Below are 25,161 nucleotides of genomic sequence, written 5' to 3'. Positions count from 1 at the left end.
AGTTCTGCTAGGGTGTGCCAATCGCTCCCGGAGTTTTTCCCTTGTCTCGTCGTCTTCCCCCTCTTTATGCGCTGCGGGCATTCGAAGCGGCGGCGCGGTACAGCTCGTTCACCCGCGCCGCAGAAGAGCTGTCGATTACCCAGAGCGCGGTCAGCCGGCATATTCGTACGCTGGAGGAGCATTTCGCCTGTCGGTTGTTTCATCGCAACGGGCGCAACCTGCAACTGACAGAAGCTGCCCGGTTGCTGCTGCCGGGTGTACGCGACGGCTTCATGGCCTTGGAGCGGGCGTGCCATACCTTGCACGGTGAAGACGGCATCCTGCGGATGAAGGCGCCTTCGACCCTGACCATGCGCTGGCTGTTGGCGCGCTTGAGTCGCTTCCGGCATTTGCAGCCCGGCAACGAAGTGCAACTGACCAGCGCCTGGATGGACATCGATGCGGTGGACTTCAACACCGAGCCGTTCGATTGCGCGGTCTTGCTGGGCAACGGGCATTTTCCCGTGGACTGGGAGGCCAGCCTGCTGTTTCCCGAGGAACTGATTCCGGTGGGCGCGCCGAATCTGCTGAACGACCGACCCTGGGATGTGCAACGACTGGCCAAGGCCGAGTTGCTGCACCCCACGCCCGATCGCCGGGACTGGCGCAGTTGGCTGGAGCGCATGGGCTTGTCCGACCAGGTGTCGCTCAAGGGCGGGCAAGTGTTCGACACCCTGGAGTTGGGCATGATTGCCGCCGCGCGTGGGTACGGTGTCTCCATGGGGGATCTGCTGATGGTGGCCGAGGATGTGGCCCAGGGGCGCTTGAGTCTGCCCTGGCCGACCGCTGTCGCCAGCGGTGAGCACTATTACCTGGTGTGGCCGAAAACCCGCCCGGGAGGTGACCGTTTGCGTCGGCTCAGTGACTTCCTCCAGAGCGAGGTCAAGGCCATGCAACTGCCTGCGGTGGAGCGTCTTGGCTGAAACGTTGCACTTCAGGTGCTAGCCACTTGGCATTATTCCTTCCAGATCGCTCAAGTATTCGGTGGCGCTGCCGAATCCGTGAACATGGAACCCTCGTTCAGAAAGGGCAAACCACCTACCTTATTTCGAAATAATGCCGAGCGTGCGACGTGATCAGGATGATCCAGAGTCTCGGCCAGGAGCCGTCATGTCCCAACCCCGTGCCCGGATCGCCTCACAGCTAGGCCTTGCCCTCGCCGTGATACTGGCGATCGTGATCTCCGGCAGTACCGTCTTCGCCTTGCGCTCGCTGGACACCGCCAACCTCGCCACCCGTGAAGAACACCTGGCCAGCGAAGCGCGCCTGATGGCCGACCAGCTCAATACATTCCACGGCACCTTGCGTGAGAGCACGCAGCGTTTGGCCGGCCTGTTCGAAAAACGCTTCAGCGCGGGCCTGAGCGTGCACCCGGACCAGCCGGTGACCGTGGCAGGCGTGCAGACCCCCGGCTTGGACCTGGGCGGCGAAATGCTGAACAACAACTTCAAGGAAGTTGACGAGTTCAAGCAGATGACCGCCGGTACCGCCACGATATTCGTGCGCAGCGGCGACGACTTCATCCGCATCAGCACGTCGGTGGCCAAGCAGGACGGTTCGCGCGCCATCGGCACCGTGCTCGATCATGCCAGCCCGGCCTACGCCCGCCTGATGGGTGGGCAGAGCTACATTGGCCGTGTCTTGCTGTTCGGCCGTTACTACATGACCCAGTACAGCCCGGTCCGTGACGGCAGCGGCAAGATCATCGCCGCACTCTACGTGGGGTTCGACTACACCGACGCGCAGAACGCGCAGTTCGAGAACCTCAAGCGTTTCCGCATCGGCAAGACCGGCTCGCTGGCCCTGCTGGATGAGCAAAACAAATGGCTGGTGCCTCCGGCGGGCGTCCAGGCGCTCGATTCGGCGGTGACGACGGTCGTGGGTCTGGTGAAGGCGCCGGGCAAGGGCGCGTTCTGGAGCGACACCGCCGAAGACTTCTACAGCGTCGCGGTGCCGTTCGAAGGCGGACCGTGGGGGGTGGTGGCGAGCATGCCGAAGGCTGAGATTCGCGAAGTGACCTGGAGCGTCGGCACGCAACTGGCCATTGGCAGCTTGCTGGCGATGTTGCTGGCGGTCGGCGCGGCGATGTGGCTGCTGCGCAGCAAGCTGGCTCCCCTGGGTGACCTGGTGCGCCAGGCCGAAGCGTTGGGTGCCGGCGACCTGAGCGTGCGCCTGAATGTGTCCAGTCACGACGAAATCGGCCAACTGGCCCGTGCGTTCAACCAGATGAGCCAGGCCCTGTCGACCATGGTCGAGCACATCCGTAAGGCCTCCCAGGAGGTCAACAGCCGGGCCCAGGCCCTGTCGGGCTTGTCCAGCGGCGCGTACGAGGGGATGGAGCAGCAGTCCGGCGAAATCACCAGCATGGCCGGCGCGGTGGAGGAATTCAGCGCTACGTCGTTGAACATTGCCGACAACATGGGCAACACCGAACGCCTGGCCCAGGAAAACGCCCAGCAGACGCGGATCGGCCGGACCTCGATGGATGAAGCCTCTTCGTCCCTGGAGCAGATCGCCGGTGCGCTGAACAGCACCGCCACGGTCATCAATACCCTGGGTCAGCGTTCCCAGGAAATCGGCGGCATTGTCGGCGTGATCACCTCGATCGCCGAGCAGACCAACCTGCTGGCCCTGAACGCCGCCATCGAAGCCGCCCGTGCCGGCGAGCAGGGGCGTGGGTTTGCCGTGGTGGCGGATGAAGTCCGTAGCCTGGCGTCTCGTACCCGGCAGGCCACGGACGAGATTTCCGGCATGATCAACAGCATCCAGCAGGAGACCGGCAACGCCATCAGCACCATGGAGCAAGGCAACCTGCTCATGCAGGAAGGCCTGTCGCGTAACGCCAACGTTGCTTCGGCCCTGGCACGCATCGACGAGCAGAGCCGCTCGGCCGGCCAGCAATTCGCCGCCATCACCACCGCCACCCAGGAACAAAGCAGCACCGCGACCTTGCTCAGCAGCAACTTGCAGAGCATCGCCATGGCCAACAGTGAGCAACGCCAGGTCGTCTCCAACCTGGCCCTCACCGCCAAGGAACTGGAAAAACTGGCCCAGGACCTGCGCCAAGAGGTTGATCGGTTCCGCTGAACCCTGGCGCCTGCCGCGAGCAAGCGTGCTCCCGATCACTGCCGTCCAGTGGGGGAGCGAGCCTGCTCGCGAAGGCAGCGTTATGGTCAGCCTCTGCTTTTGCGGAGTCCTCGCTGTCGCGAGCAGGCTCGCTCCCACCGTTACGATGCTTTCCTTTTTTGGGGTTATGCGCGTTTTTAGGCTTGCTGAAACGTTTCTTCAAGTCTATAAAAAACCGCACAACTCCAATAAAAGGCCAAGTCCATGACTCCGCTAAAATTGTTCGTCACCCTCGGCGCCTTGGGCGCTGCATCCCATGCCATGGCGTGGGACTACGTCCTGTTGGACACCGATAAAGCCGCTCAACCCTGGCAAGTCACCAGCCAGCAGTTGGGCGTGAAGACCGACAAACCTTTTTCCGTGACGATGCGCACCTTGCACGGTGGTCGCCAGGAAGGCGTCAGCGTTGTCGACATCGACAACGGCACCCTGAAGCTTTCCGTCGTGCCGACCCGAGGCATGAACGTGCTGCAGGCCTCGGTGGGGAGTGTGCGCATGGGCTGGGACTCTCCGGTCAAGGAAGTCGTCAACCCGGCCTTCATCGAGCTCAACGGCCGCGGCGGGTTGGGCTGGCTCGAAGGTTTCAACGAACTGGTCACCCGCTGCGGCTACGAGTGGGTCGGCCACCCCGGCATGGATAACGGCGAGCTGCTGACCCTGCATGGTCGCGCTGCCAACATCCCGGCCAACAAGGTCACGTTGCACATCGATGAAAAACCGCCTTACGCCATCACCCTGCGGGGTGAGTTGAAGGAGCAGGCGTTCAAGAAGGTCGACTTCTCGGTACAGACCGAACTGGTGACCGAGCCCGGCAGCGTGACGTTCGCGCTCAGCGACACGCTCACCAACAACGGTGATTATCCGAAGGAATACCAGGCCCTGTACCACAGCAATTTCAGCACCCCATTCCTGGAGCAGGGTGCGCGGTTCGCGGCCCCGGTCAAGCAGGTCTCGCCGTTCAACGACAAGGCCAAGGGCGACCTGGCCGATTGGCAGACCTACCGCGCACCCACCAAGGATTACGATGAAACCGTCTACAACGTCGTGCCCTACGCCGACGCCAAGGGCGACACGCTCACCGTGCTGCACAACAAGGCCGGCAGCCTCGGTGTTTCGGTGGGCTTCAACACCGCCACGCTCCCGGTGTTCTCCCTGTGGAAAAACACCGACACCCAAGGCCAGGGCTACGTGACCGGGCTGGAGCCAGGTACCAGTTTTTCCTATAACCGCCACTATCAACGCCCGCTGGGCCTGGTGCCGACCATCGGGCCAAAAGAACACCGGCAGTTCCAGATCCACTACAGCCTGCTGGCGGACAAGGGTGCCGTGGACAAGGCCCTCAAGCGCATCGAGACCATCCAGAACGGCCAGAAGACCGAGGTGCGTGAAACACCGCTGGTGGACCTGACCAAGCCCTGATGCGGCTCACGCTGTCGCGGGCCGGTACTGCAACGCTTCAGCCAGGTGCTCACGGCGAATGTTCACCGCCTGCTCAAGGTCGGCCAGTGTCCGGGCGACCTTGAGCAGACGGTGCGCCGCCCGCAGCGACAAGGTCAGTCGTTCACAGGCGGTTTCCAGCCAGGCTTCGTCGGGTGTGGATAACTTGCAATGCCGGCGCAGCCCCGGCAGGTCCAGGAAGGCGTTGGCACAACCCTGGCGTCGGTGCTGCTGTTCTCGCGCCTGGGCCACCTGCTCGGCGACGCTGGCAGTGTCGTCGGCGGATTCGCGTTTGGGGTTCAGGGCCGTGGCTTCCCGGGCGACGGTCAGGTGCAGGTCGATGCGGTCCAGCAACGGGCCCGAGAGTTTGTTGCGATAGCGCTGCACCATGTCCGGCGTGCAGGCGCAACGGCCGCTGGGTTCTCCCAGGTAACCGCAGGGGCAAGGATTCATCGCCGCCACCAATTGGAAGCGAGCGGGAAAACGCACCCGGTCACGGGCGCGGGATACCACGATGTGCCCCGACTCCAACGGCTCCCTCAACACTTCCAGGACCTTGCGGTCGAACTCCGGCAACTCATCGAGAAACAGCACGCCGTGATGGGCAAGGGTGATTTCCCCGGGTTGCGGCTTGGACCCGCCACCCACCAGTGCCGGGCCGGAGGCGGAGTGATGGGGCTGGCGAAATGGGCGCTGCGGCCAGTGGCTCAGTGGCACGCAACTGGCCACCGACTGGATGGCCGCGACTTCCAGGGCCTCGCTCTCGGCCAGGGGCGGCAGCAAGCCTGGCAGCCGACTGGCGAGCAGGGTCTTGCCGGTGCCCGGTGGTCCGCTGAACAGCAGGTTGTGGGCCCCGGCGGCAGCAATCAACAAGGCCCGCTTGGCGCCGACCTGGCCTTGAACTTCATTCAGGTCGGGGTAGGGCTTGCTGGCGCTGAGCAGGCCGTTGGACACATAGGGCGGCACCGGGGTGTGGCCGTTGAAGTGGGCCACGGCTTCGAGCAGATGATCCACTGCGATCACTTTCAGTCCTGAGGCCAGGCAGGCTTCCTCGGCGTTCGCCCGGGGCACCATCAGCGTGCGCCCGGCCGTGCGCGCCGCCAGCGCCGCGGGCAGCACCCCGCGCACCGGACGCACCGCGCCGGACAGCGCCAGTTCGCCAAGGCATTCCACGTCGTCCAGGGTCAGCGTCGGCACTTGCACGCTGGCCGCCAGGATGCCCAGGGCAATGGCCAGGTCGAAGCGCCCGCCGTCCTTGGGCAGGTCTGCCGGGGCCAGGTTGAGGGTGATGCGCCGCGCCGGGAAATTGAGCCCCGAATTGATGATCGCGCTACGGACCCGGTCCTTGCTTTCCTTCACCGCCGCTTCGGGCAGGCCGACCATCGTCAGCGACGGCAGGCCATTGGCCAAGTGAACTTCAACGGTAACGGCGGGAGCCTCCACCCCCACCTGGGCGCGGCTGTGGACGATGGCAAGCGACATGAATCGTTCCTTGAGTGAATAGGGAAGCCGCATCCTGCGGCCCCTGAAGGTTAGTCGCGCAATGGCGTTCAAGCGCGACCGTTGAAGGCGCAAATCTTGGCGGGATGTTGCAGGACGATGTCTGCGCCTGGCATCGCGACGCGCCCTTGGAGTGCCCCGGCATCGATGCGGGGTGGCCGCGTGATCGTTGAAAAATCCATACGCTCATGCGCCGCCGTCCATTGTTGGCAATCTTTTACGGGCTGTAACATTTTTCGAAAATGGCAAAGAGCCATTAGCTCCTTGCCTGGCGTGACCCGGGGCGGGGGAATACCCACCTGAAGGGGCGCTCAAGGGCGCTCCATGAGACCTCGATGAACTGGATCAATGACGCGAAATTCTCGACCAAGCTGATCACCTCGTTCGTCCTGTGTGCGTTCATCACTCTGGCCGTGGGCATGCTGGGCGTCAGCGGCGTCGCGACCTTGTCCGCGCGCTTGCAGACCGTGTTCAACACCAACCTGGTGTCGGTCGCCAATACGGCGCAGACCAAGACCAAGGCCGTTGGCCAGACGCGTGACATGTACCGCCTGTATGTCGCCACCGCCGGCAATGCCCCGCAAAGCATGAAGGATGAATTCCTGGCCTCGATGAAAGCCAATCAGTTGGCCAGCGAACAGGCATTCGCCGAGTACCGCAAAGGTCGCCTGGCCGAGGATGAGCGCCTGGCCGGCGACCAGGTGGCCCGCGATTGGCCGGTCTACCAGGCCATGGTGCAACGATACGTGGCGATGATGGCGGCCGGCGACCTGGAGAACGGGCGTGCCCTGCTGCTGGGCGACTTGCAGAAAACCTACCGCAAGGTCATGGACCAGTTGACCATCATGATCGACTCCAATGATCGCCAGATCAGCGAAAGCGCCCAGGACGCCGCACGCCAGGAGGCGTCGGCCAGGACGATCCTGTACAGCGGCATCGCCATCGCGTTCGTCGCGGCGTTGCTGCTGGGGATGTTCATCAGCCGCGTGATCAGCCAGCCGATTGCCGTCGCACTCGACTGTGCCGAGCGCATCGCCCAAGGCGACCTGACCCAGCACATCACCCGTCGACGCCGTGACGAGGCCGGCCAGCTGCTTTCCGCCCTGGGCGACATGCAGGCCAGCCTGAAGACCACGCTCCAGCAGATCGCCAGTGCTTCGGACCAGTTGGCCTCCGCGGCCGAGGAATTGACGGCGGTCACCGACGACGGCAGTCGCGCCTTGATCCGGCAGAACGATGAAATCCAACAGGCGGCCACCGCGGTGACCGAGATGACGTCAGCGGTGGAGGAAGTCGCCCGCAATGCCGTGTCCACTTCCCAGGCGTCGCAAGCGACCAGTGCCCAGGCCAGCAGCGGACGTGACCAGGCGCGCAGCGCGGTGCAGGCGATCGATCATGCGACCCAGGAAATCACCTCGTCCACCGGGCTGGTCCGGGACCTGGCGGTACAAGTGCGTGATATCGGCAAGGTGTTGGACGTCATCCGGGGGATCGCCGAGCAGACCAACCTGTTGGCCCTCAACGCGGCCATCGAGGCGGCCCGGGCCGGGGAACAGGGGCGTGGCTTCGCCGTGGTCGCCGACGAGGTTCGCGCCCTGGCAGCGCGCACCCAGGCGTCTACCGGTGAGATCGAGGGCATGATCCTCGCGGTGCAGGACCGGGCCGACGGCGCGGTCGATGCCATGGGCAAGAGCCAGGCGCTGGTCACCCAGACCCAGGGCCTGGCCCGGGCCACTGGCCAGGCGTTGGAGCAGATCGCCGATGGGATCGCGCAGATCAACGACCGTAACCTGGTCATCGCCACGGCGTCCGAGGAGCAGGCCCATGTGGCCCGTGAGGTGGACCGCAACCTGGTGAACATCCAGGATCTCTCGACCCAGACCGCGGCGGGGGCGAACCAGACCAATGCGTCGAGCCAGGCGCTGTCCGGCCTGGCGCTGTCATTCAATACGCTGGTCAGCCGCTTTCGTCTCTAATCCCCCGATGCATGCGCGCCAGGGCGTGGCTCCGGGCGGTTTACTCCGCGGTCGGCGCCAGTCGCGCTTCCAGCTCCGCGACCTTCGCCTCCAGGCTTTCCAGGCGCGCCCGGGTGCGGGCCAGCACCACCATCTGACTGTCGAATTCCTCCCGGCTCACCAGGTCCAGCTTGCTGAACCCGCTTTGCAGCAAGGCCTTGAGCTGGCTTTCGATTTCGCTCTTGGGCAACGGCGTGTCACCGCTCATGAGGCGGGCGGCATGGCCGCTCAGGGCGTCGAGGAGGTCTTTTGGCGCAAGCATGGCAAGTGTCCTGAAAACGATGGCGGGCAGTGTACCACGCGGTGTCTATAGTCAATTCCCACACCCGGGGTGCACGCTTTTCGCGCACGCGGGCGGGCGTCTTCGCACTGTTGTTGTGCGTATCGCCGCGGTTCGTCACGTGATGCAGGCGCAGGCAAGGGGTAAGGGATTGAAATCAGAGGGTTTGGGCACAGATGGCAAGGTTTCTGCTTAGAGGCTGATGACCCATGCACTGATGCAGTCGCTGTGACGAATGCAGTGCAGCAGGCGAAGCGGGGAGCTTCGCCAGGATCGGTTAGCTGGCACCTGTCGGGCAACTTGGGCCGACGACGCGTTACAAAGCCAGGCACTGCGCTTAGACTTGAGTCGGGTTTGTTTTCCTGGGGCAAGTCCACCAATTCGGGAGAGAGTTTCATGAAGCTAGTCACTGCCATCATCAAGCCGTTCAAGTTGGACGACGTGCGCGAGTCGTTGTCCGAGATCGGCGTGCAGGGCATTACCGTTACTGAGGTCAAAGGCTTCGGGCGGCAGAAAGGTCACACCGAGCTGTATCGCGGCGCGGAATACGTGGTCGATTTCCTGCCCAAGGTGAAGATCGATGTCGCCATTGACGACAAGGATCTGGACCGTGTGATCGAGGCGATCACCAAGGCCGCCAACACCGGCAAGATCGGTGACGGAAAGATCTTCGTGGTCAATCTGGAACAGGCTATTCGCATCCGTACCGGCGAAACCGATACCGACGCCATCTAAGCCGCCAAACCCAACGCCCCAGGAGAAAACAATATGACTCTGCGTAAATTCGCAGGGCTAGGAGCCCTGTTGTCCTTCGTAATGCCTGGCCTGGCCATGGCGGAAGAAGCGGCAGCCCCCGTCCTCAACTCCGGCGACACCGCCTGGATGCTGACGGCCACCATTCTTGTACTGTTCATGACCATTCCCGGCCTGGCGCTGTTCTATGGCGGCATGGTCCGGTCGAAAAACCTTCTTTCCGTGATGATGCAGTGCTTTGCCATTACCGGCCTGATCAGTGTGTTGTGGGTCATCTATGGCTACAGCATCGCGTTCGACACCACCGGCATGGAGCAGGGCGTCGTCAACTTCAACTCCTTCATCGGCGGCCTGGGCAAGGCGTTCCTGGCGGGCGTGACCCCGGCGAGCATCACCGGTCCGACGGCGCTGTTCCCCGAAGCGGTGTTCATCACCTTCCAGATGACGTTCGCCATCATCACACCGGCCCTGATCGTCGGTGCCTTCGCCGAGCGCATGAAGTTCTCCGCCATGCTGGTCTTCATGGGCATCTGGTTCACCCTGGTCTACGCGCCGATCGCGCACATGGTCTGGTCCGGTAACGGCGGCCTGCTGTGGGACTGGGGCGTGCTGGACTTCGCCGGCGGCACCGTGGTGCACATCAACGCCGGTATCGCGGGCCTGGTGGCGTGCCTGGTACTGGGCAAGCGCAAGGGCTTCCCGACCACGCCGATGGCACCGCATAACCTGGGCTACACCCTGATGGGCGCGGCCATGCTGTGGGTCGGTTGGTTCGGCTTCAACGCCGGTTCCGCCGTCGCCGCCAATGGCACCGCCGGCATGGCGATGCTGGTGACTCAGATCGCCACCGCTGCGGCAGCGCTGGGCTGGATGTTTGCCGAGTGGATCACCCACGGCAAGCCAAGCGCGCTGGGCATCGCCTCGGGCGTGGTCGCGGGCCTGGTGGCCATCACGCCGGCGGCCGGCACCGTGGGCCCGATGGGCGCCCTGGTCATCGGCCTGGCGGCGGGCGTGGTGTGCTTCTTCTGCGCCACCACCCTCAAGCGCAAGCTTGGCTACGACGACTCCCTGGACGCCTTCGGCGTACACGGCATCGGCGGTATCCTCGGCGCGATCCTCACCGGCGTGTTCGCGGCCCCGGCCCTGGGTGGCTTCGGCACCGTGACCGACATCGCCGCGCAAGTATGGATTCAAGTCAAAGGCGTGGGCTTCACGGTGATCTACACCGCGATCGTCACCTTCATCATTCTCAAGGTGCTGGACGCTGTCATGGGTCTGCGTGTCTCCGAGGAAGAAGAGGCGGTGGGCCTGGACCTGGCGCAACACAACGAGCGTGGCTACAACCTGTAAGCGCACGCGATAAAAATTGCCCGGTTCGCCGGGCATTTTTTTGCCTGGAATTTGTCACTGCCCATAAGGCAGGCCGGTTTTTCCGACGCCTTTTGTTGTATAGGCGACATGGGCTTTTCTACCGCCAAAGGCTTACATGGAGGCAAGAATATTAGGCCCTTTGTTTTTTTTCAGAGCGCGCTAGAATGCGCGCCGAGCGTGCGGAGAAGTGTATGTGGCAACAGACGCTGATTACCCTGCGGGCACGGCCCCGGGGCTTTCATCTGGTGACGGACGAGTTGCTCGCCGGCCTGCCTGAACTCCGGGCGTGCCGTGTCGGTCTGTTGCATCTGTGGCTGCAGCACACCTCGGCTTCGTTGACGATCAACGAGAACGCCGATCCGGCGGTACGTCGAGACTTCGAACGATTTTTCAATCGGTTGATCCCACAAGGAACCGCCGATTACGAGCACAACGACGAAGGCCTGGACGACCTCCCGGCGCACTTCAAGGCGAGCGTGCTCGGTTGTCAGCTGACCCTGCCGGTGACGGCTGGACGGCTGGCGTTGGGGACCTGGCAAGGTGTTTATCTGGGCGAGCACCGTGATCATGGCGGTGCTCGTAAAGTCCTCGCCACGCTATACGGTGAAGGGGCATGACCGCTGGTTGACGGCGGATGTTGAATTTTTTCTGGCAGCCTTCGAACAGATGGCGAAGCTGGGCTATAACTAATCTGCTTTTCGCAAGTCATGAGGTAGAACATGAGCGACGATGATCTGGAAAACGACGACCTCGAAGTAGGCGACGAAGACGAGACCGAAGAAGGCCTGGAAGCGGCAGCTGAAGACGTTGCCGATGACGATGGTGCCGATGTCCCGGCTCCCACCGCCAAAGGCAAGGCCAAGGCCGCGGTGTCGGTCGACGAGTTGCCGAGCGTAGAGGCCAAGAACAAGGAGCGTGACGCACTCGCCAAGGCCATGGAAGAATTCCTGGCCCGGGGTGGAAAGGTGCAGGAAGTGGAGGCCAACGTGGTCGCCGACCCGCCCAAGAAACCCGACAACAAATACGGCAGCCGCCCTATTTGAGTTCTGCTTCTTGCTTGCTGAAAAAGCCCGCCGTCGCTGCGGGCTTTTTCATGGGGGCAGATTGGCATTCAGGCGATGCAGCCTCTTGTGGGAGCGGGCTTGCTCGCGAACGCGGCGGATCAGTGAAAGCAGGTGTCGACGGATGTACCGCATTCGCGGGCAAGCCCGCTCCCACAGGGGTCTGTGGTGCTTGCAGGGTCAGTGTTGGTTGTGCCACCCGGCCAACAACCCCGGCAATTCGCTCAGGCTGCGGATCTGGGCATCTGGCGCGTGTTCGGCATCCCAGGCCTTGCCCGCCGGGTTGAACCACACCGCCCGCAGTCCGGCTTGCTGGGCACCGGCGATGTCGTCGCCGGGGTGGTCACCGATGTGCACGGCGGTCTGGGGCGTGGCACCGCCGCGTTGCAGGGCTTCGTGGAACAATCGGGCGTCGGGTTTGGCAATGCCGATGTCCTCGGCGCACAAGGCAAACTTGAAATAGTCGGCCAGCCCCAGGCGGCGCACATCGGCGTTGCCGTTGGTGACCACGCCCAGGCTGAACTGATTGGCGAGGATTTCCAGGGTGGGCTGTACCTCGGGAAAGATCTCCAACTGATGGCGGGCATGCAGGAACGCCTCGAACCCCTGGTCCGCCAGCTCCGACGCTTGCCACTGGTCATAGCCGGCTTCCTGCAACGCACGGAACAGCACGCGCCGGCGCAACGCACTGATGCGATGCTTCAGGCCGGGCTCTTCGCGCAACACCTGCTCGCGAATCGAGAACAGATGCTCCACCGGCAAGCCGCCCAGGTTCGGTGCGTTGTCGGTCAGCCATTGGCGCAGGACGGCCTCGGCGCTGGCGATCACCGGGGCGGTGTCCCACAGGGTGTCGTCCAGGTCGAAAGTGATGAGCTTGATGGTCATGATTCGTCGCCCTTGATGCGTTTGGCCCTGGGGTGGGCACTGTCATAGACCGTCGCCAGGTGCTGGAAGTCCAGGTGGGTATAGATCTGTGTGGTCTTGATGTCCGAGTGGCCGAGCAATTCCTGGACGGCGCGCAAGTCCTGGGAGGACTCCAGCAGGTGGCTGGCGAAGGAATGCCGGAGCATGTGCGGATGCAGGTTCTGGCCCAGTTCGCGTTCGCCGGCGGCCTTGACCCGTAGCTGAATCGCCCTCGGGCCGAGACGCCGACCCTGCTGGCTGACGAAGACCGCATCGTCGGCGGGATTGGCCAGCGCTCGAAGCGCCAGCCATTGTTCCAACGCCTCGAGGGCCTTGCGGCCGATGGGTAGCAGGCGAGTCTTGCTGCCTTTGCCGAGCACCTGGACCATGCCGTCGGCGAGGTCCAGCTGGTCCAGGTTCAGCCCGGTCAACTCCGAGAGCCGGAGGCCGGAGGAATAGAACAGCTCGAGAATCGCCTGGTCGCGCCGGGCCAGGAAGTCATCCTCGACGGCGCCTTCGAGCAATTGCAGGGTGCGGTCGGTGTCGAGGGTCTTTGGCAGTCGGCGTTCGCCCTTGGGCGGTGCCAGGCCGGTGGCCGGGTCGTGATCGCACAGGCCTTCGCGGTTGAGGTACTGGTACAGGCCACGCACCGCCGAGAGCAGGCGCGCCAGGCTGCGGGAAGATTGCCCCTGTTGATGCAGGCGAGCGACCAGGCTGCGCAGGCGCTGGATGTCCAAAGCCGACCAGCTGCCGATGTTCTGCTTCTGGCACCAGCCCAGCACTTTTTCCAGGTCGCGGCGATAGGCCGCCAGCGTGTGGGGCGACACCTGGCGCTCACTGCGCAGGTGTTCGCAGTAGGCGTCCAGTTGCCGTTCCATGGTCAGCGTACCGAGCGCAGCGAACCGGCGACCCGAGGTAGCACGCGGCCGGTGACTTCGGCGATGTAGCTCAGAAACAGCGTGCCCACCGAGCTCTTGTAGTGCTGCGGGTCACGGCTGGCGATGGCCAGCACGCCGTGCACGCCCTGGTGGGCGATGGCGACGACGGCGGTCGAGCCGATCTGCTTGCGCTGCTCTTCGCCAAACAGGAAGTCCAGCTCATGTTCGCGCAGGCTGCCACTGACGCTCTTGTTCTCCGTGAGCAGGCCGCCAATGGCAGTCTGCGCTTCGGCGTGGGTCACCCAGCGGCCCACCGGCATGGCGTTGTCGCCGAACAGGATCAGGCTGACGAAGGGCACCTGGAAATCCTGGCGCAGGCTGTCTTCGACGCTCATGACCAGGTCTTCGAGGGTGCTGGCGTCCATCAGCGCCAGGATCAGCCGACGGGTCTTGTCGAAGAGCCGGTCGTTGTCCCGTGCCACGTCCATCAGGTGGGACAGGCGGTGGCGCATTTCGATGTTGCGCTCACGCAGGATCTTCATCTGGTGCTCCACCAGCGACACGGTGTCGCCGCGCCGGTGAGGGATGCGCATCGTTGCCAGCAATTCTTCGTGCCCGACGAAGAAGTCCGGATGGGCCTCCAGGTAGGCGGCCACGGCCGCGGCTTCTGGAAGCGGGCTCGGAGTGTCGTCGGGCGGCGTCGCTGGAACCTGTGGCTTGTCGGTCATGGGGTTGGCTCACTCAAAGACGAACTTGTCCTTCGTATACGCGCACTGCCGGGCCGGTCATGATCACCGGTTGGCCAGGGCCTGCCCATTCGATGGACAGGCGCCCGCCAGGCAGGTCGATCAGCAAAGGCGAATCCATCCACCCCTGGCTGATCGCCGCAACTGCGGCCGCACAGGCTCCGGTGCCGCAAGCCTGGGTTTCCCCGACGCCGCGCTCCCATACGCGCAACTGCGCGCGGTGACGGTCGATGACTTGCAGGAAACCGACGTTCACCCGTGCTGGAAAGCGTGGGTGGTGTTCGATTTTCGGTCCCAACTCATGCACCGGCGCGCTGTTGATATCGCTCACGCGCAACACGGCATGGGGGTTGCCCATGGACACCGCGGCCAGTTCCACCGGGGTGCCTTCGACATCGACCTGGTAACTCAGCGCCTGGGCGGGTGCCTTGAACGGAATGTCCGCCGGCACCAGGCGCGGGGCGCCCATGTTGACGCTGATCTGGCCGTCGTTGCGCACATCCAGCTCGATGATGCCGCTCTTGGTCTCGACGCGGATCTGTCGCTTGGCGGTCAGGCGTTTGTCCAGCACGAAGCGGGCGAAGCAGCGCGCGCCGTTGCCGCATTGCTCCACCTCCGAACCGTCGGCGTTGAAGATCCGATAGCGGAAGTCCACGTCCGGGTTGTTCGGCGCCTCGACGATCAGCAACTGGTCGAAGCCGATGCCAGTGTGCCGGTCACCCCAGAGCTTGGCGTGCTTGGGCAAAATGTGCGCGTGCTGGCTGACCAGGTCGAGGACCATGAAGTCATTCCCCAGGCCGTGCATCTTGGTAAAACGCAGCAGCATGGTTTTACTCCGGCAGCAGGCTTTCGCCGGCAAACAACTCGGCTACCGTCTCGCGGCGACGCACTTCGAAAGCCTGGTCACCGTCCACCAGCACCTCGGCGCAGCGGCCGCGGGTGTTGTAGTTGGAGCTCATGACAAAACCGTAGGCACCGGCCGAATGCACGGCCAGCAGGTCGCCTTCTTCCAGCGCCAGTTCCCGACCCTTGGCCAGGAAATCACCGGTCTCGCAGATCGGCCCGACGATATCGTAGCTGCGGGTCGCGCCATCGCGCGGGCGCACGGCGGTCACGTCCATCCAGGCCTGGTACAGCGCCGGACGGATCAGATCGTTCATGGCCGCGTCGACGATGGCGAAATCCTTGTGCTCGGTGTGCTTGAGGTATTCGACCTCGGTCAGCAGCACGCCGGCGTTGGCGACGATGTAGCGGCCCGGCTCGAACATCAGCGCCAGGTCACGCCCTTCGAGGCGTTCACGCACGGTCTTGATGTACTCGGCCACCTGCGGCGGTTGTTCGTCGCGATAGCGCACGCCGACACCGCCACCGAGGTCGATGTGACGCAGGTAGATGCCGCAGTCGCCGAGGCGGTCGACCAGCGCCAGCAGGCGGTCGAGGGCATCGATGAAGGGTTCCAGGGTGGTCAGCTGCGAGCCGATGTGGCAATCGACGCCCAGCACTTCCAGGTTCGGCAGTTGGGCGGCGCGCACGTACACGTCTTCGGCGTCGGCAATGGCGATGCCGAACTTGTTTTCCTTGAGACCGGTGGAAATGTACGGGTGGGTGCCGGCGTCGACGTCCGGGTTCACGCGCAGGGAGATCGGCGCGCGCACGCCCAGCTCGGCGGCGACGATTTGCAGGCGCTCCAGCTCGTCGGTGGACTCGATGTTGAAGCAGTGCACCCCCACTTCCAGGGCGCGGCGCATGTCTTCACGGGTCTTGCCGACGCCGGAGAAGACGATTTTGTCGGCGCTGCCGCCCGCGGCCAGCACGCGTTCGAGTTCGCCACCGGAAACGATGTCGAAGCCGGCGCCCAGGCGCGCCAGGACGTTGAGCACGCCCAGGTTCGAGTTGGCCTTGACGGCGAAACAGACCAGGTGCGGCATGCCGGCGAGGGCATCGGCGAAGGCCAGGTACTGGGCTTCGATATGGGCGCGGGAATAAACGTAGGTCGGCGTGCCAAAGCGCTCGGCGATCGCGGACAGGGCAACCCCTTCCGCGAACAGCTCCCCGCCACGGTAGTTAAAAACGTCCATGGCGTTCCCTTAGTAAGTAGTGGTGTGGGTGTCGTGCGCGTGGGACTTGGATTGCGACGACTTGGCCTGCTCTTCAGGGGACTTGCTCTCGTCAGGCAGGTACAGCGGACCTTTTTGACCACAAGCTGTTACAAGGCAGGCAACCGCGACGAGCGCAGCAAGGGAAGAGATCAGGCGCTTCATGGCGAAATCCTTGAAAATGCATTAATTGCGCCGGAGTATACCGGCCACCCGGCGCCTTGCCTATGCAACGGGGCGCCCGTCCGGCGGTGCTGGGGGTCGTCGATGGGTTATCCTTTGCAATCATCAGGCAGCGCCCGTATCTTGCGGCGCTTGAGCATGAGCTGACATTTTCGAGGTTGCCGCAATGAATTTGACTGAAGCCCGTTTCCACGATCTGGTCGATGCGACCCAGCAAACGCTGGAAGATGTGTTCGACGACAGCGAGCTGGACATCGACCTGGAAAGCTCCGCCGGTGTGCTCACCGTAAAGTTCGAGAACGGCAGCCAGTTGATCTTCAGTCGCCAGGAGCCGTTGCGCCAGTTGTGGCTGGCGGCGGTGTCCGGCGGCTACCACTTCGACTACGACGAGGAAAGCGAGCGCTGGATGTGCGACAAGAGCGAGGAGCAACTGGGTGAGATGCTCGAGCGCATTGTCAAGGCGCAGGCTGGGGTGAAGCTCGATTTCGAAGGCTTGTGACAGCGTGAGCCAGACCGCTGCGGCGCGCCCGCCCAAGCCGCTCTACAGCAACGTCAGCCCTGCCGTGCCGTCGCCGTGCACCAGCGTGTGCAAGCTGGACGAGCAGAAAGTCTGCCTCGGCTGCTTCCGCCATGTGGAGGATATCCGTGAATGGCGTTCGGCCGACGACGCGCGCCGGCGGGTGATCTGTGCCGAGGCGCTCAAGCGCAAATCGCTGGGCTAAGCGCTCGCGTTGCGAGCTTTTGTGGCGAGGGAGCTTGCTCCCGCTCGGCTGCGCAGCAGTCGCAGTTTTTGGGGTCGCTTCGCAACCCAGCGGGAGCAAGCTCCCTCGCCACACGGGTTCGCTGCCGTACATTCGATAGCCCCGGGTTGTTTATTTATTGAGCTGTGGTAGTGTCCGGCAACGCCTCAACTCATCGAGGCCCGTGAAAACCCCGTCTTCTTGTGGCGGGGTTTTGCTTTTTTCGTGCAGAAGAAAGGAGTCTGCCTGAATCATGACCGCACCTGCCATCACCCTTACCCGCCTGGACGTACAGCGTCTGGAGCGCCTGATCGACAGCCTTGATGACACCTTGCCCGGCGTCATCGCGTTGCAGACCGAACTGGATCGCGCCGAGTCCCTGGTGGGCCACGATGAAGTGCCGGCCGATGTGGTGACCATGAATTCGCGGGTGCATTGCCGTGAAGAGAGCAGTGGCAAGGACTATCACCTGACGCTGGTCTACCCACAGGACGCCAATGCCGACGAAGGCAAGATCTCGATCCTGGCGCCCGTGGGCAGCGCCTTGCTGGGCCTGAAGGTCGGCCAGCACATCGACTGGCCGGCGCCGGGTGGCAAGACGCTGAAGTTGACCTTGCTGGACGTCGAATACCAGCCCGAGGCCGGCGGTGACTTCCACCTCTGAGGCGAGCCCTCAGACCAGGGCCAGCGCCTCGTTCAGCGCGCGTTCGAGGTCGGCCTTGTAGCGCAGGTACAGATTGCTTGAACAGGCGCCGTCACCCACCAGCCCCGAGAGGTCCAGGTCGGTGATGTAGCAGCGATAGCGCTGGGCCTCGCGGCGCTGCTCGACGATCTCCCGGGCGACCACGCGAAACAGCTGGTCGCCATGCTCCAATTCGGAAAATTCCTGCTGGTCGCAATACAGCGTCACGTGCACCTGCCCGTGGGTCGCCTTGCCGATGATTGCCTGCACGTCATAGAACGGTTTGTTCTGCGGTGTCTGCGGCGCTTGCCGTGATTCGATCCGCCGCGCCCGGCCTGGGCCTGACGGCAGGAGCTGGTAGTACAGAGTTTCCAGGGGCAGCGGTTGGGCGGCCTCGATCGGCAGCAACGCGTCGCGGCGGTACAGCACCGATTGCAGGAAGCGCTGCAAAGGCACCAGCAGGCTGTGCTCATCGTGATACGGCAAGCGCTGCTGCCACAGGGCATTGAGCTCATCGAGCACGTACAGATCGGCATCGTCTTCGTTGACCCGGTAGAACACCTGGATGCACTCGGGCTGCCCCATGGGCAGGACCAGCGCCAGGTCGTGGTCTTCCAGGGCCATCGAGTCCAGGTGCAGCGGGCTGTAGGCGCTCAGTTCCTCGCCCAGGTAATCCATCAGCGCCGACTGGCTGCCCAGCGCCACGTGATTGACCTGGCCGGGCAGCAATTCCAGCACGTGATAGTGCTGCTGGACCTGAAGCAGGTAGCGGTAGTTGAGCCGGCTCAGCAGCAGGGTCTGCGCGGTTTCGAAGACCTCTTCGACCCGGCGGGCAATGAACTGGGCACGGTTGTGGCAGAAGCAGCGCACCTGCAAGCGCGGTTGGTTTTGCGTGGCGGGCAGGTCGTTGAGGTAGTCGCGCAGGCAATCGAGCAACGCATGCTCGCCGTCGAAACGGTTGACCAGCACTTCATTCCAGCTGTTGAGCGTGACCTGGTCGAGGGTCAGCACCAGGTTTTCCCGGACCCCGGCGTAACTCAGGGAGTCGGTGCGCTCGGTGGTCATCAGGATATTCAGGTCACGGTGGTGCTTGAGCGGATCGACGCCGACGTTTACCAGGATCAGCACTTCGCTGGGTACGCTGGCGCGCAGCAGTCGCTCTTCGTCGACCGTGGCCAGAGGCAGGGCGATGGACTGTTGCAGGCTGCCCAGCAGGTTGAACAACTCGAACTCGCTCAGGTCGCTGCTGCCGGGGTGCAAGGCCAGGCGCGTGCTGCTGTCGATCACGCCGTTGCGATGGCACCAGGTCAACAGTTCCAGCAGCTCGCGGCTGCGCTTGATCGGTGCGAAGTTCTCCCACTCCAGGGCGTTGAGGCTGCCGTTGTACAAGCCCCACTGGTTTTGCCCAGGCTCTTTCTTGTTCGGCGACTGGACTAGTGTCAGGGTGTCTTCGGCCAGGTCCGGGGCGATGCCGGGGTTGATGAACTCGACCTTGTCGGCCTTGCGCTCGAACGCCGCGTACAGCCGTCGTCCAAGGACATTGAGATCGCGCTTGTTGATCAGGCTGACGGTCTTTTCGGTGCGGGCGAACTGGGACAGGAAGCGGTAGCTGTGGGTCAGCTCGTTAACCAGGGCCCGCCGCTCATGGCTGACCTGGCGCACTTTCCATTGGCTGCGGCTGTCCAGCAGCGCCAGTTGCCGCTGGTCCCAGCCCCATTCCCGGGCCAGGCGCTCGAGCAGCACCCGTTGCCAGCCGCCGCTGCGTACCTGGCCGGTGAGTTTGCGATTGACCTTCAGGTACAACGCCCGGCGGATCAGCTCCAGGCGTTCGGGTTCGCCACGGGCGTTGAGGTATTCCTCGAGGCGGCGGTAGACCACCATGTAGGGGTCCAGTTCTTCCAGGTCCAGGCGGTTGGCAAACACCGCCTGCTTGAAGCGCAGGCTCAGGCAGCGCACATCCGGGTGTTCGCTGGCGTACACCTCGGTCAGCAGCAGCTTGAGCACAGACTTGTAGGGTGATTCGATGCCCTTGAACAACTGCCAGAGCCCGGCCCCGATGAACTCTCCCGGTGGGATGTAGGCCATATGGCCCAAGTCCAGAGTCTCGTCGGCGCGAATGAAACGCTTGGAAAGCAACGTATGGGTGTATTGCTCATAGTTGTCTTCCTCGTAGACCGGCACCAGCCACCAGATAGGCGTGCGTCCGGCCAGCCAGATCGCGGTGCGGTAGAACTCGTCCAGCAGCAGGTAATGCTGGGTCGTGCCGCAGTCGTCGGAGCTGAGCTGGTTGTCGCGCTCGCCGCGCACGAAGCGCACCGGGTCGATCAGGAAAAAGTGCGCCTCGGCGCCCTGGGTCGCGGCCCAGGTTTCCAGCAACTGGCATTTCTTGCGCAGCTCGGCCAGTTCGTCGTCGCTCAAGTCCGGGCCGTGGCAGACCCACACGTCCATGTCGCTCTGGTCGGCCTGGGCCAGGGTGCCCAGGCTGCCCATCAGGAACAATCCATGGATCGGTCGCGGCGGATTGCTGCCGTGGCGCGGCTTGTAGGAAAACGAACGGGTCAGGCGCTGGGCCTCTGCGAGCACGTTGGCATCGGGTTCGTAGTTCGACAGCCCCGCGGGCGTGCTGCCGGAGACGTAGCCAGGCAGCAGCGGATGGTTGACGTGGAAGAACAGTGGCAACAGCGTCAGCACGCCTTGCTGGCGCGGGGACAGGCCTTCCAGGGCGCGCTCCATCCGGACGCTGTTGAGCTTGAGAAAACGTGCGCGCAACTGGCTCAGGACCTTGCGGTCGATTCCCTCGTCCAGATCAGGGCGTATTTCATGGTTGCGGGTCATGTCAGCTCAAACCGGCTCGCGGCGTCGAACGTGGGAAATCAGGGGGTGATGGCAGTTTAGCGTCCGGGCTCGGGAATTCTTAAGCTGAAAGTCGATTGGGATGTCAGATTTTTCACATAAGACGCCTGCGCCTGCGGAAATCCGGCCAGGCAGATTTCCGTGGGCGACAGGGGCGAATCAGGCGGCTTCTTGGACGCTGAGAATCGTCAGGACGGTTTGGACATTCTGCGCGGCGTCCCGACCCAGGCTGGTCAGGTAACCACCGTCGGGTTGGGTGATCAATTCTTTTTCATACAGGCGTTGGGCGGCGGCAATGGCCTTGGGGGCAGCGGTCTGATGAATTTTCAGGCCTTCCTGGGAACTGTCCAGGTTGAAGAGTGCAAGGATTTCCAGTTCGGCAACCAACTCAGGGGTAAGCGACATAAGGACTCCAGACTTTCTAGGAATTGGGTCGACAGCGTCACTAAGGTGAGCGCACTCGGCCGAGCTGTCCAGTGCCAGGGTCATGCTTTTTTTGTTTTGGGGAGGGGGGCCAGTGTTCTGTCAGGCTAAATCCCCTCGCCACAGGAGCATCTGCACCTGTCGTTCAGTTCTTTTCCGGCGGTAGCTCAGGCAGGGCGCGCAGTGCGGCTTCGTACCATTGGGTATCGAACGGGCGGTCTTCTTCCAGGATCGCGTCGATCTCCACCGCCAGCACATGGGCCATCAGGTTGAGGATGTCTTCGCGCTCATAACCGACCAGGGTCAACTTGTTGAAAGTGGCTTTGGCCGCAGGCGGATTGTCACTTTCGATCTGGTTTTCGATGGCCTGGATCAGCGTGTTTTCAACGAATTCTTCTTCGTCGTTATCGATATCGGTTGGCTCGCTCATGGCCGGCTCCTGTCAGAAAGGTCGCCAGTTTACCTGCATTCAGCGCCGTGATGCGCCTGGCGAGAAACGTCCGCGCAGTCTATAACGCTAGGCTGCCAACCCCCACCGGCCTGGAGGCATCTGTAATGCTCGAGCTTTATGGTTTCTGCGTCAGCAATTACTACAACATGGTCAAGCTGGCACTGCTGGAGAAGGGCGTGCCCTTCCAGGAAGTGTCGTTCTACGGCAGTCAGGCCCCCGAAGTGGTTGCCATCAGCCCGCGCGGCAAGGTGCCGGTGCTCAAGACCGAGCGAGGTTTCATCAGCGAAACCAGCGTGATCCTCGAATACATCGAGCAAACCCAGCAGGGCAAGGCCCTGCTGCCCAGCGATCCGTACGAGCGCGCCCAGATACTGGCCCTGTGCAGGGAGATCGAGCTGTACATCGAACTGCCCGCCCGGGCCTGCTATGCCGAGGCCTTCTTCGGCATGTCGGTGGCCGATGCGGTCAAGGAAAAGGCCAAGGCCGAACTGCTGCTGGGGTTCGCTTCGCTGGGCAGGCACGGCAAATTCTCGCCCTATGTCGCGGGCGACAGCCTGAGCGTTGCCGACCTGTATTTTCTCTACAGTGTTTCGCCCGCCTTACAGGTGGGCAAGAAGTTGTTCGATATTGACCTGCTGGCCGAACTGCCCGCGGCCCAGGCGTTGATGGAGCGCTTGGGGCAAAATCCGCACGTGCAGCGCATCGCCGCGGACAGGGACGCGGGGATGCCGGAGTTTTTGGCGAAGGTCGCCGCCAAGAAGTGAATGTGTAGCGTCTGAGCGGATGCCTTCGCGAGCAAGCCCGCTCCCACATTGGATCTCCATCAGCTCATAGAGCCTGCGTTCACTGGAGATCGACTGTGGGAGCGGGCTTGCTCGCGAAGCTTTTCGCCTTTTAGCGGCTGGCGAGCAACGCCTGGCCGCGCACGACCGCTGCCTTGACCTGCGCCGGCGCGGTGCCGCCGATGTGGTCACGGGCATTGACCGAGCCTTCGAGGGTCAGCACCGCGAACACGTCCTGTTCGATCTGGTCGCTGAACTGGCGCAGTTCGTCCAGGCTCATCTCCGCCAGGTCCTTGCCGCTGTCCACCCCGTACTTGACGGCGTGACCGACGATTTCATGGCAGTCGCGGAAGGGCAGGCCACGGCGCACCAGGTAGTCGGCCAGGTCGGTGGCGGTGGAGAAACCACGCAGGGCCGCTTCGCGCATCACCGCATGCTTGGGCTTGATGGCCGGGATCATGTCGGCGAAGGCCCGCAACGAGTCGCGCAGGGTATCGGCGGCGTCGAACAGCGGTTCCTTGTCTTCCTGGTTGTCCTTGTTGTAGGCCAGCGGTTGGCCTTTCATCAGGGTCAACAGGCCCATCAGCGCGCCGAACACCCGACCGCTCTTGCCCCGCACCAGCTCCGGGACGTCGGGGTTTTTCTTTTGCGGCATGATCGAGCTGCCGGTGCAGAAGCGGTCGGGCAGGTCGATGAACTGGAACTGCGCGCTGGTCCATAGCACCAGCTCTTCGGAGAAACGCGACAGGTGCATCATCGCGATGCTCGCGGCGGCGCAGAATTCGATGGCGAAATCGCGGTCCGAGACGTTATCCAACGAGTTGCCGCCCACGGCGTCGAAGCCCAGCAGTTGGGCGGTGTAGGCGCGGTCGATCGGGTAGGTGGTACCGGCCAGCGCGGCGCTGCCCAGGGGCATGCGGTTGGTGCGCTTGCGGCAGTCGACCAGGCGTTCGTAATCGCGGCTGAGCATTTCGAACCAGGCCAGCATGTGGTGCCCGAAGGTCACCGGTTGCGCGGTCTGCAGGTGCGTGAAGCCCGGCATGATGCTTTCGGCCTCGCGTTCGGCCTGCTCCAGCAAGCCTTTTTGCAGGCGGGTGATTTCAGCCAGGATCAGGTCAATCTCGTCGCGCAGCCACAGGCGGATGTCGGTGGCGACCTGGTCGTTGCGGCTGCGGCCGGTGTGCAGCTTCTTGCCGGTCACGCCGATGCGATCGGTCAGGCGCGCTTCGATGTTCATGTGCACGTCTTCGAGGTCGACGCGCCAGTCGAACTGGCCGGCCTCGATTTCAGCCTGGATGGTCTTGAGGCCGTCGATGATGCTGTCGCGCTCGGCATCGGTCAGCACGCCGACCTTGGCCAGCATGGTGGCGTGGGCGATCGAGCCCATGATGTCGTGGCGATACAGGCGCTGGTCGAAGTTGACGGAGGCGGTGAAGCGGGCGACGAAGGCGTCGACGGGTTCACTGAAGCGGCCGCCCCAGGACTGATTGGTCTTGTCAGTGCTCATGAATTCGCTCGTGATCGGCTGTGGAAAAAGTAGCGGTTGAAGGCTGCGGCGGATGATAACAGGGTTGCCAGGGCTGGCGCTGACACTGGTCGGCAGGTTTTTTACCCGTGGGCCGGGCGTTCGGAGCGGTTTTGCGCGCAACGATATTTTCCGATTGAGCAATATCGTCGTGGCAACCGTCTACAGTGGACGATAGGTGTTTGCTTTTTTTCAATCATGGCGAATCGGCCGAATCAACCAGGGGGTGCTCAATATTGGTCAGATCGAGAACGAACAATCCCTACGGCGACGCCGTGCGACAACAGGCCTCGAGCATCGGTAGGCAAGCGCTGGTAAAGATAGGCGACCGCCTCGCGGCACTTTTTGGCCCTCGGGCGAGTCTTAGCGTGGATCGCGGTGACGGATGTCACTTCCCCTGTCTACGCTATCCTTGTGCGAGACTCACGCAGGAATCCAGCGCAATATGAATGTCCTGATCGTTGATGACGAACCACTGGCCCGCGAGCGCCTGAGCCGAATGGTTGGCGAGCTCGAGGGTTACAGTGTCCTGGAGCCGAGCGCCACCAATGGCGAAGAGGCATTGGCCCTTATCGACAGCCACAAGCCGGATATCGTGCTGCTCGACATTCGCATGCCTGGCCTGGATGGCCTGCAGGTCGCGGCGAAGTTGTGCGAACGAGAGTCGCCGCCTGCGGTGGTGTTCTGCAGCACCCGGGACGATTTTCCGCCCGAGGTCCTGCAGGCCAGCGCCGTCGGCCATCTGGTCAAGCCGGTGGCGTCCGAGGCCTTGCCCGATGCCTTGCGCAAGGCCGAGCGACCCAACCGGGTGCAACTGGCGGCGCTGACCCGCCCGGCAGCGGAAAGTGGCAGCGGCCCGCGCAGCCACATCAGCGCGCGCACCCGCAAAGGCATCGAGTTGATCCCGTTGAATCAGGTGGTCTACTTCATTGCCGATCACAAGTACGTGACCTTGCGCCACGAGAGTGGCGAGGTGTTGCTGGACGAGCCACTCAAGGCCCTTGAGGACGAGTTCGGCGAACGCTTTGTTCGTATCCACCGCAATGCCCTGGTGGCCCGCGAGCGGATCGAGCGTTTGCAACGCACGCCCCTGGGGCATTTCCAGCTTTTCCTCAAAGGCCTCAACGGTGATGCGCTGATCGTCAGCCGACGACACGTGGCCGGCGTGCGCAAGATGATGCAGCAGCTTTAGCCCGGCTCGCGGGTCGTTCCAGACATTCCTTTCCCAGGACAATGACGGCCAGGGAGGCCTTGGGGTCGTGATTCAAATCAAAGCGGTTCTGGCTGAACTGTTATTATCTGCCGTATCTTTTAAGT

The 25,161-nt window shown here is 63.2% G+C and carries 25 protein-coding genes and 3 pseudogenes; 16 read left to right on the top strand and 12 right to left on the bottom strand.

Features of this window, described 5'->3' with window-relative positions; translation table 11 throughout:
• Positions 1-41: 41 nt before the first annotated feature.
• The 4 genes and pseudogenes from AD664_RS23355 (at position 42) to AD664_RS23345 (ending at position 4,584) form a co-directional block, all read left to right on the top strand.
• Positions 42-962 carry a LysR substrate-binding domain-containing protein gene (locus AD664_RS23355; RefSeq protein WP_053150232.1) on the top strand — a complete coding sequence of 307 codons (921 nt, stop codon included), beginning with the start codon at positions 42-44 and terminating at the stop codon, positions 960-962.
• A gap of 133 nt (positions 963-1,095) precedes the next feature.
• A pseudogene (locus tag AD664_RS28280) lies at positions 1,096-2,223 on the top strand (Cache 3/Cache 2 fusion domain-containing protein); the annotation flags it as partial.
• A 42-nt stretch (positions 2,224-2,265) separates the two neighbouring features.
• Positions 2,266-3,126: a methyl-accepting chemotaxis protein gene (locus AD664_RS28275; protein WP_371260989.1), complete on the top strand. Its 861-nt coding sequence runs from the start codon at positions 2,266-2,268 to the stop codon at positions 3,124-3,126.
• 243 nt (positions 3,127-3,369) lie between these two features.
• The gene (locus AD664_RS23345) at positions 3,370-4,584 is read left to right on the top strand and encodes an aldose 1-epimerase family protein (protein ID WP_053150225.1); all 1,215 of its coding nucleotides are present in this window, start codon (positions 3,370-3,372) and stop codon (positions 4,582-4,584) included.
• A 6-nt stretch (positions 4,585-4,590) separates the two neighbouring features.
• Here the strand turns inward: AD664_RS23345 and AD664_RS23340 are convergent, their stop codons facing one another.
• Entirely contained in the window at positions 4,591-6,084 is a 1,494-nt protein-coding gene (locus tag AD664_RS23340) for a YifB family Mg chelatase-like AAA ATPase (protein ID WP_053150222.1), read from the bottom strand.
• A 353-nt stretch (positions 6,085-6,437) separates the two neighbouring features.
• On the opposite strand from AD664_RS23340, the pseudogene AD664_RS28270 reads away from it, so the two are divergent.
• Together AD664_RS28270 and AD664_RS28265 are read left to right on the top strand one after the other, a co-directional pair.
• Positions 6,438-7,220: pseudogene (locus tag AD664_RS28270) on the top strand (MCP four helix bundle domain-containing protein); the annotation flags it as partial.
• Positions 7,215-8,078: a methyl-accepting chemotaxis protein gene (locus tag AD664_RS28265; RefSeq protein WP_371260988.1), complete on the top strand. Its 864-nt coding sequence runs from the start codon at positions 7,215-7,217 to the stop codon at positions 8,076-8,078. The pseudogene AD664_RS28270 and the gene AD664_RS28265, both read left to right, overlap by 6 nt.
• A gap of 40 nt (positions 8,079-8,118) precedes the next feature.
• Here the strand turns inward: AD664_RS28265 and AD664_RS23325 are convergent, their stop codons facing one another.
• Positions 8,119-8,379: an accessory factor UbiK family protein gene (locus tag AD664_RS23325; protein ID WP_053150211.1), complete on the bottom strand. Its 261-nt coding sequence runs from the start codon at positions 8,377-8,379 to the stop codon at positions 8,119-8,121.
• Between the two features lie 414 nt (positions 8,380-8,793).
• Here AD664_RS23325 and glnK point away from each other — a divergent pair, with 414 nt between their 5' ends.
• From glnK to sutA, 4 genes are all read left to right on the top strand, one after another.
• A complete protein-coding gene (gene glnK / locus AD664_RS23320; protein ID WP_002555808.1) occupies positions 8,794-9,132 on the top strand; it encodes a P-II family nitrogen regulator in 339 nt (112 codons plus the stop codon).
• Positions 9,133-9,165: 33 nt separating this feature from the next.
• Positions 9,166-10,500, top strand: a complete 1,335-nt coding sequence (locus AD664_RS23315) for an ammonium transporter (RefSeq protein ID WP_042731440.1) — start codon at positions 9,166-9,168, stop codon at positions 10,498-10,500.
• Between the two features lie 212 nt (positions 10,501-10,712).
• Positions 10,713-11,138, top strand: a complete 426-nt coding sequence (locus tag AD664_RS23310; protein WP_042731441.1) for a secondary thiamine-phosphate synthase enzyme YjbQ — start codon at positions 10,713-10,715, stop codon at positions 11,136-11,138.
• A 102-nt stretch (positions 11,139-11,240) separates the two neighbouring features.
• Complete coding sequence (gene sutA, locus AD664_RS23305) at positions 11,241-11,564, top strand: transcriptional regulator SutA (protein ID WP_014340827.1); 324 nt, start codon at positions 11,241-11,243, stop codon at positions 11,562-11,564.
• A 198-nt stretch (positions 11,565-11,762) separates the two neighbouring features.
• On the opposite strand, the gene AD664_RS23300 is transcribed toward sutA, so the two are convergent.
• From AD664_RS23300 to AD664_RS27290, 6 genes are read right to left on the bottom strand one after another with little or no spacing between them, the layout of a single operon-like run.
• Entirely contained in the window at positions 11,763-12,467 is a 705-nt protein-coding gene (locus AD664_RS23300) for an HAD family hydrolase (protein WP_053150208.1), read from the bottom strand.
• Entirely contained in the window at positions 12,464-13,363 is a 900-nt protein-coding gene (gene xerC, locus AD664_RS23295; protein ID WP_053150205.1) for a tyrosine recombinase XerC, read from the bottom strand. The genes AD664_RS23300 and xerC overlap by 4 nt, the downstream gene beginning before the upstream one ends.
• A gap of 2 nt (positions 13,364-13,365) precedes the next feature.
• Complete coding sequence (locus AD664_RS23290) at positions 13,366-14,091, bottom strand: DUF484 family protein (RefSeq protein WP_042731444.1); 726 nt, start codon at positions 14,089-14,091, stop codon at positions 13,366-13,368.
• A 13-nt stretch (positions 14,092-14,104) separates the two neighbouring features.
• The gene (gene dapF, locus AD664_RS23285; protein ID WP_042731445.1) at positions 14,105-14,935 is read right to left on the bottom strand and encodes a diaminopimelate epimerase; all 831 of its coding nucleotides are present in this window, start codon (positions 14,933-14,935) and stop codon (positions 14,105-14,107) included.
• Positions 14,936-14,939: 4 nt separating this feature from the next.
• Positions 14,940-16,187, bottom strand: a complete 1,248-nt coding sequence (lysA, locus tag AD664_RS23280; protein WP_053150202.1) for a diaminopimelate decarboxylase — start codon at positions 16,185-16,187, stop codon at positions 14,940-14,942.
• Positions 16,188-16,196: 9 nt separating this feature from the next.
• Positions 16,197-16,370 carry a lipoprotein gene (locus AD664_RS27290; RefSeq protein WP_042731447.1) on the bottom strand — a complete coding sequence of 58 codons (174 nt, stop codon included), beginning with the start codon at positions 16,368-16,370 and terminating at the stop codon, positions 16,197-16,199.
• Between the two features lie 184 nt (positions 16,371-16,554).
• Between AD664_RS27290 and cyaY the strand changes: the two genes are divergently transcribed.
• The 3 genes from cyaY (at position 16,555) to rnk (ending at position 17,792) form a co-directional block, all read left to right on the top strand.
• Entirely contained in the window at positions 16,555-16,887 is a 333-nt protein-coding gene (cyaY, locus tag AD664_RS23275) for an iron donor protein CyaY (RefSeq protein WP_053150199.1), read from the top strand.
• Positions 16,888-16,891: 4 nt separating this feature from the next.
• On the top strand, positions 16,892-17,110 hold the full coding sequence (locus tag AD664_RS23270; RefSeq protein WP_053150197.1) for a DUF1289 domain-containing protein: 219 nt from the start codon (positions 16,892-16,894) through the stop codon (positions 17,108-17,110).
• Positions 17,111-17,381: 271 nt separating this feature from the next.
• Positions 17,382-17,792: a nucleoside diphosphate kinase regulator gene (gene rnk / locus AD664_RS23265; protein ID WP_053150194.1), complete on the top strand. Its 411-nt coding sequence runs from the start codon at positions 17,382-17,384 to the stop codon at positions 17,790-17,792.
• Between the two features lie 9 nt (positions 17,793-17,801).
• On the opposite strand, the gene AD664_RS23260 is transcribed toward rnk, so the two are convergent.
• From AD664_RS23260 to AD664_RS23250, 3 genes are all read right to left on the bottom strand, one after another.
• The gene (locus AD664_RS23260) at positions 17,802-20,645 is read right to left on the bottom strand and encodes a class I adenylate cyclase (RefSeq protein WP_053150191.1); all 2,844 of its coding nucleotides are present in this window, start codon (positions 20,643-20,645) and stop codon (positions 17,802-17,804) included.
• A 177-nt stretch (positions 20,646-20,822) separates the two neighbouring features.
• Positions 20,823-21,068: a TIGR02647 family protein gene (locus AD664_RS23255; RefSeq protein ID WP_041022651.1), complete on the bottom strand. Its 246-nt coding sequence runs from the start codon at positions 21,066-21,068 to the stop codon at positions 20,823-20,825.
• Between the two features lie 163 nt (positions 21,069-21,231).
• Positions 21,232-21,516, bottom strand: coding sequence for a hypothetical protein (locus tag AD664_RS23250; protein ID WP_042730387.1), 285 nt, complete (start codon positions 21,514-21,516; stop codon positions 21,232-21,234).
• A gap of 125 nt (positions 21,517-21,641) precedes the next feature.
• On the opposite strand from AD664_RS23250, the gene AD664_RS23245 reads away from it, so the two are divergent.
• Positions 21,642-22,301: a glutathione S-transferase family protein gene (locus AD664_RS23245; protein WP_053150189.1), complete on the top strand. Its 660-nt coding sequence runs from the start codon at positions 21,642-21,644 to the stop codon at positions 22,299-22,301.
• A gap of 130 nt (positions 22,302-22,431) precedes the next feature.
• Here AD664_RS23245 and argH read toward each other — a convergent pair whose 3' ends face one another.
• Complete coding sequence (argH, locus tag AD664_RS23240) at positions 22,432-23,826, bottom strand: argininosuccinate lyase (RefSeq protein ID WP_053150186.1); 1,395 nt, start codon at positions 23,824-23,826, stop codon at positions 22,432-22,434.
• A gap of 317 nt (positions 23,827-24,143) precedes the next feature.
• Between argH and AD664_RS27965 the strand changes: the two are divergent.
• A pseudogene (locus tag AD664_RS27965) lies at positions 24,144-24,293 on the top strand (sensor histidine kinase); the annotation flags it as partial.
• Positions 24,290-25,036: a LytTR family DNA-binding domain-containing protein gene (locus AD664_RS23235; protein WP_042730384.1), complete on the top strand. Its 747-nt coding sequence runs from the start codon at positions 24,290-24,292 to the stop codon at positions 25,034-25,036. The pseudogene AD664_RS27965 and the gene AD664_RS23235, both read left to right, overlap by 4 nt.
• Positions 25,037-25,161 lie beyond the last annotated feature (125 nt).

This window comes from Pseudomonas sp. P97.38 (assembly GCF_001269745.1).
Classification (GTDB): Bacteria; Pseudomonadota; Gammaproteobacteria; order Pseudomonadales; family Pseudomonadaceae; genus Aquipseudomonas; species Aquipseudomonas chlororaphis_E.
This window is presented reverse-complemented; position numbering and strand designations above follow the sequence as displayed.

Coding starts and splice junctions, on each gene's coding strand:
- AD664_RS28275 (WP_371260989.1), top strand. CDS start 2,266: ATGAGCCAGGCCCTGTCGACCATGGTCGAGCACATCCGTAAGGCCTCC.
- AD664_RS23345 (WP_053150225.1), top strand. CDS start 3,370: ATGACTCCGCTAAAATTGTTCGTCACCCTCGGCGCCTTGGGCGCTGCA.
- AD664_RS23340 (WP_053150222.1), bottom strand. CDS start 6,084: ATGTCGCTTGCCATCGTCCACAGCCGCGCCCAGGTGGGGGTGGAGGCT.
- AD664_RS28265 (WP_371260988.1), top strand. CDS start 7,215: ATGCAGGCCAGCCTGAAGACCACGCTCCAGCAGATCGCCAGTGCTTCG.
- AD664_RS23325 (WP_053150211.1), bottom strand. CDS start 8,379: ATGCTTGCGCCAAAAGACCTCCTCGACGCCCTGAGCGGCCATGCCGCC.
- glnK (WP_002555808.1), top strand. CDS start 8,794: ATGAAGCTAGTCACTGCCATCATCAAGCCGTTCAAGTTGGACGACGTG.
- AD664_RS23315 (WP_042731440.1), top strand. CDS start 9,166: ATGACTCTGCGTAAATTCGCAGGGCTAGGAGCCCTGTTGTCCTTCGTA.
- AD664_RS23310 (WP_042731441.1), top strand. CDS start 10,713: ATGTGGCAACAGACGCTGATTACCCTGCGGGCACGGCCCCGGGGCTTT.
- sutA (WP_014340827.1), top strand. CDS start 11,241: ATGAGCGACGATGATCTGGAAAACGACGACCTCGAAGTAGGCGACGAA.
- AD664_RS23300 (WP_053150208.1), bottom strand. CDS start 12,467: ATGACCATCAAGCTCATCACTTTCGACCTGGACGACACCCTGTGGGAC.
- xerC (WP_053150205.1), bottom strand. CDS start 13,363: ATGGAACGGCAACTGGACGCCTACTGCGAACACCTGCGCAGTGAGCGC.
- AD664_RS23290 (WP_042731444.1), bottom strand. CDS start 14,091: ATGACCGACAAGCCACAGGTTCCAGCGACGCCGCCCGACGACACTCCG.
- dapF (WP_042731445.1), bottom strand. CDS start 14,935: ATGCTGCTGCGTTTTACCAAGATGCACGGCCTGGGGAATGACTTCATG.
- lysA (WP_053150202.1), bottom strand. CDS start 16,187: ATGGACGTTTTTAACTACCGTGGCGGGGAGCTGTTCGCGGAAGGGGTT.
- AD664_RS27290 (WP_042731447.1), bottom strand. CDS start 16,370: ATGAAGCGCCTGATCTCTTCCCTTGCTGCGCTCGTCGCGGTTGCCTGC.
- cyaY (WP_053150199.1), top strand. CDS start 16,555: ATGAATTTGACTGAAGCCCGTTTCCACGATCTGGTCGATGCGACCCAG.
- rnk (WP_053150194.1), top strand. CDS start 17,382: ATGACCGCACCTGCCATCACCCTTACCCGCCTGGACGTACAGCGTCTG.
- AD664_RS23260 (WP_053150191.1), bottom strand. CDS start 20,645: ATGACCCGCAACCATGAAATACGCCCTGATCTGGACGAGGGAATCGAC.
- AD664_RS23255 (WP_041022651.1), bottom strand. CDS start 21,068: ATGTCGCTTACCCCTGAGTTGGTTGCCGAACTGGAAATCCTTGCACTC.
- AD664_RS23250 (WP_042730387.1), bottom strand. CDS start 21,516: ATGAGCGAGCCAACCGATATCGATAACGACGAAGAAGAATTCGTTGAA.
- AD664_RS23245 (WP_053150189.1), top strand. CDS start 21,642: ATGCTCGAGCTTTATGGTTTCTGCGTCAGCAATTACTACAACATGGTC.
- argH (WP_053150186.1), bottom strand. CDS start 23,826: ATGAGCACTGACAAGACCAATCAGTCCTGGGGCGGCCGCTTCAGTGAA.
- AD664_RS23235 (WP_042730384.1), top strand. CDS start 24,290: ATGAATGTCCTGATCGTTGATGACGAACCACTGGCCCGCGAGCGCCTG.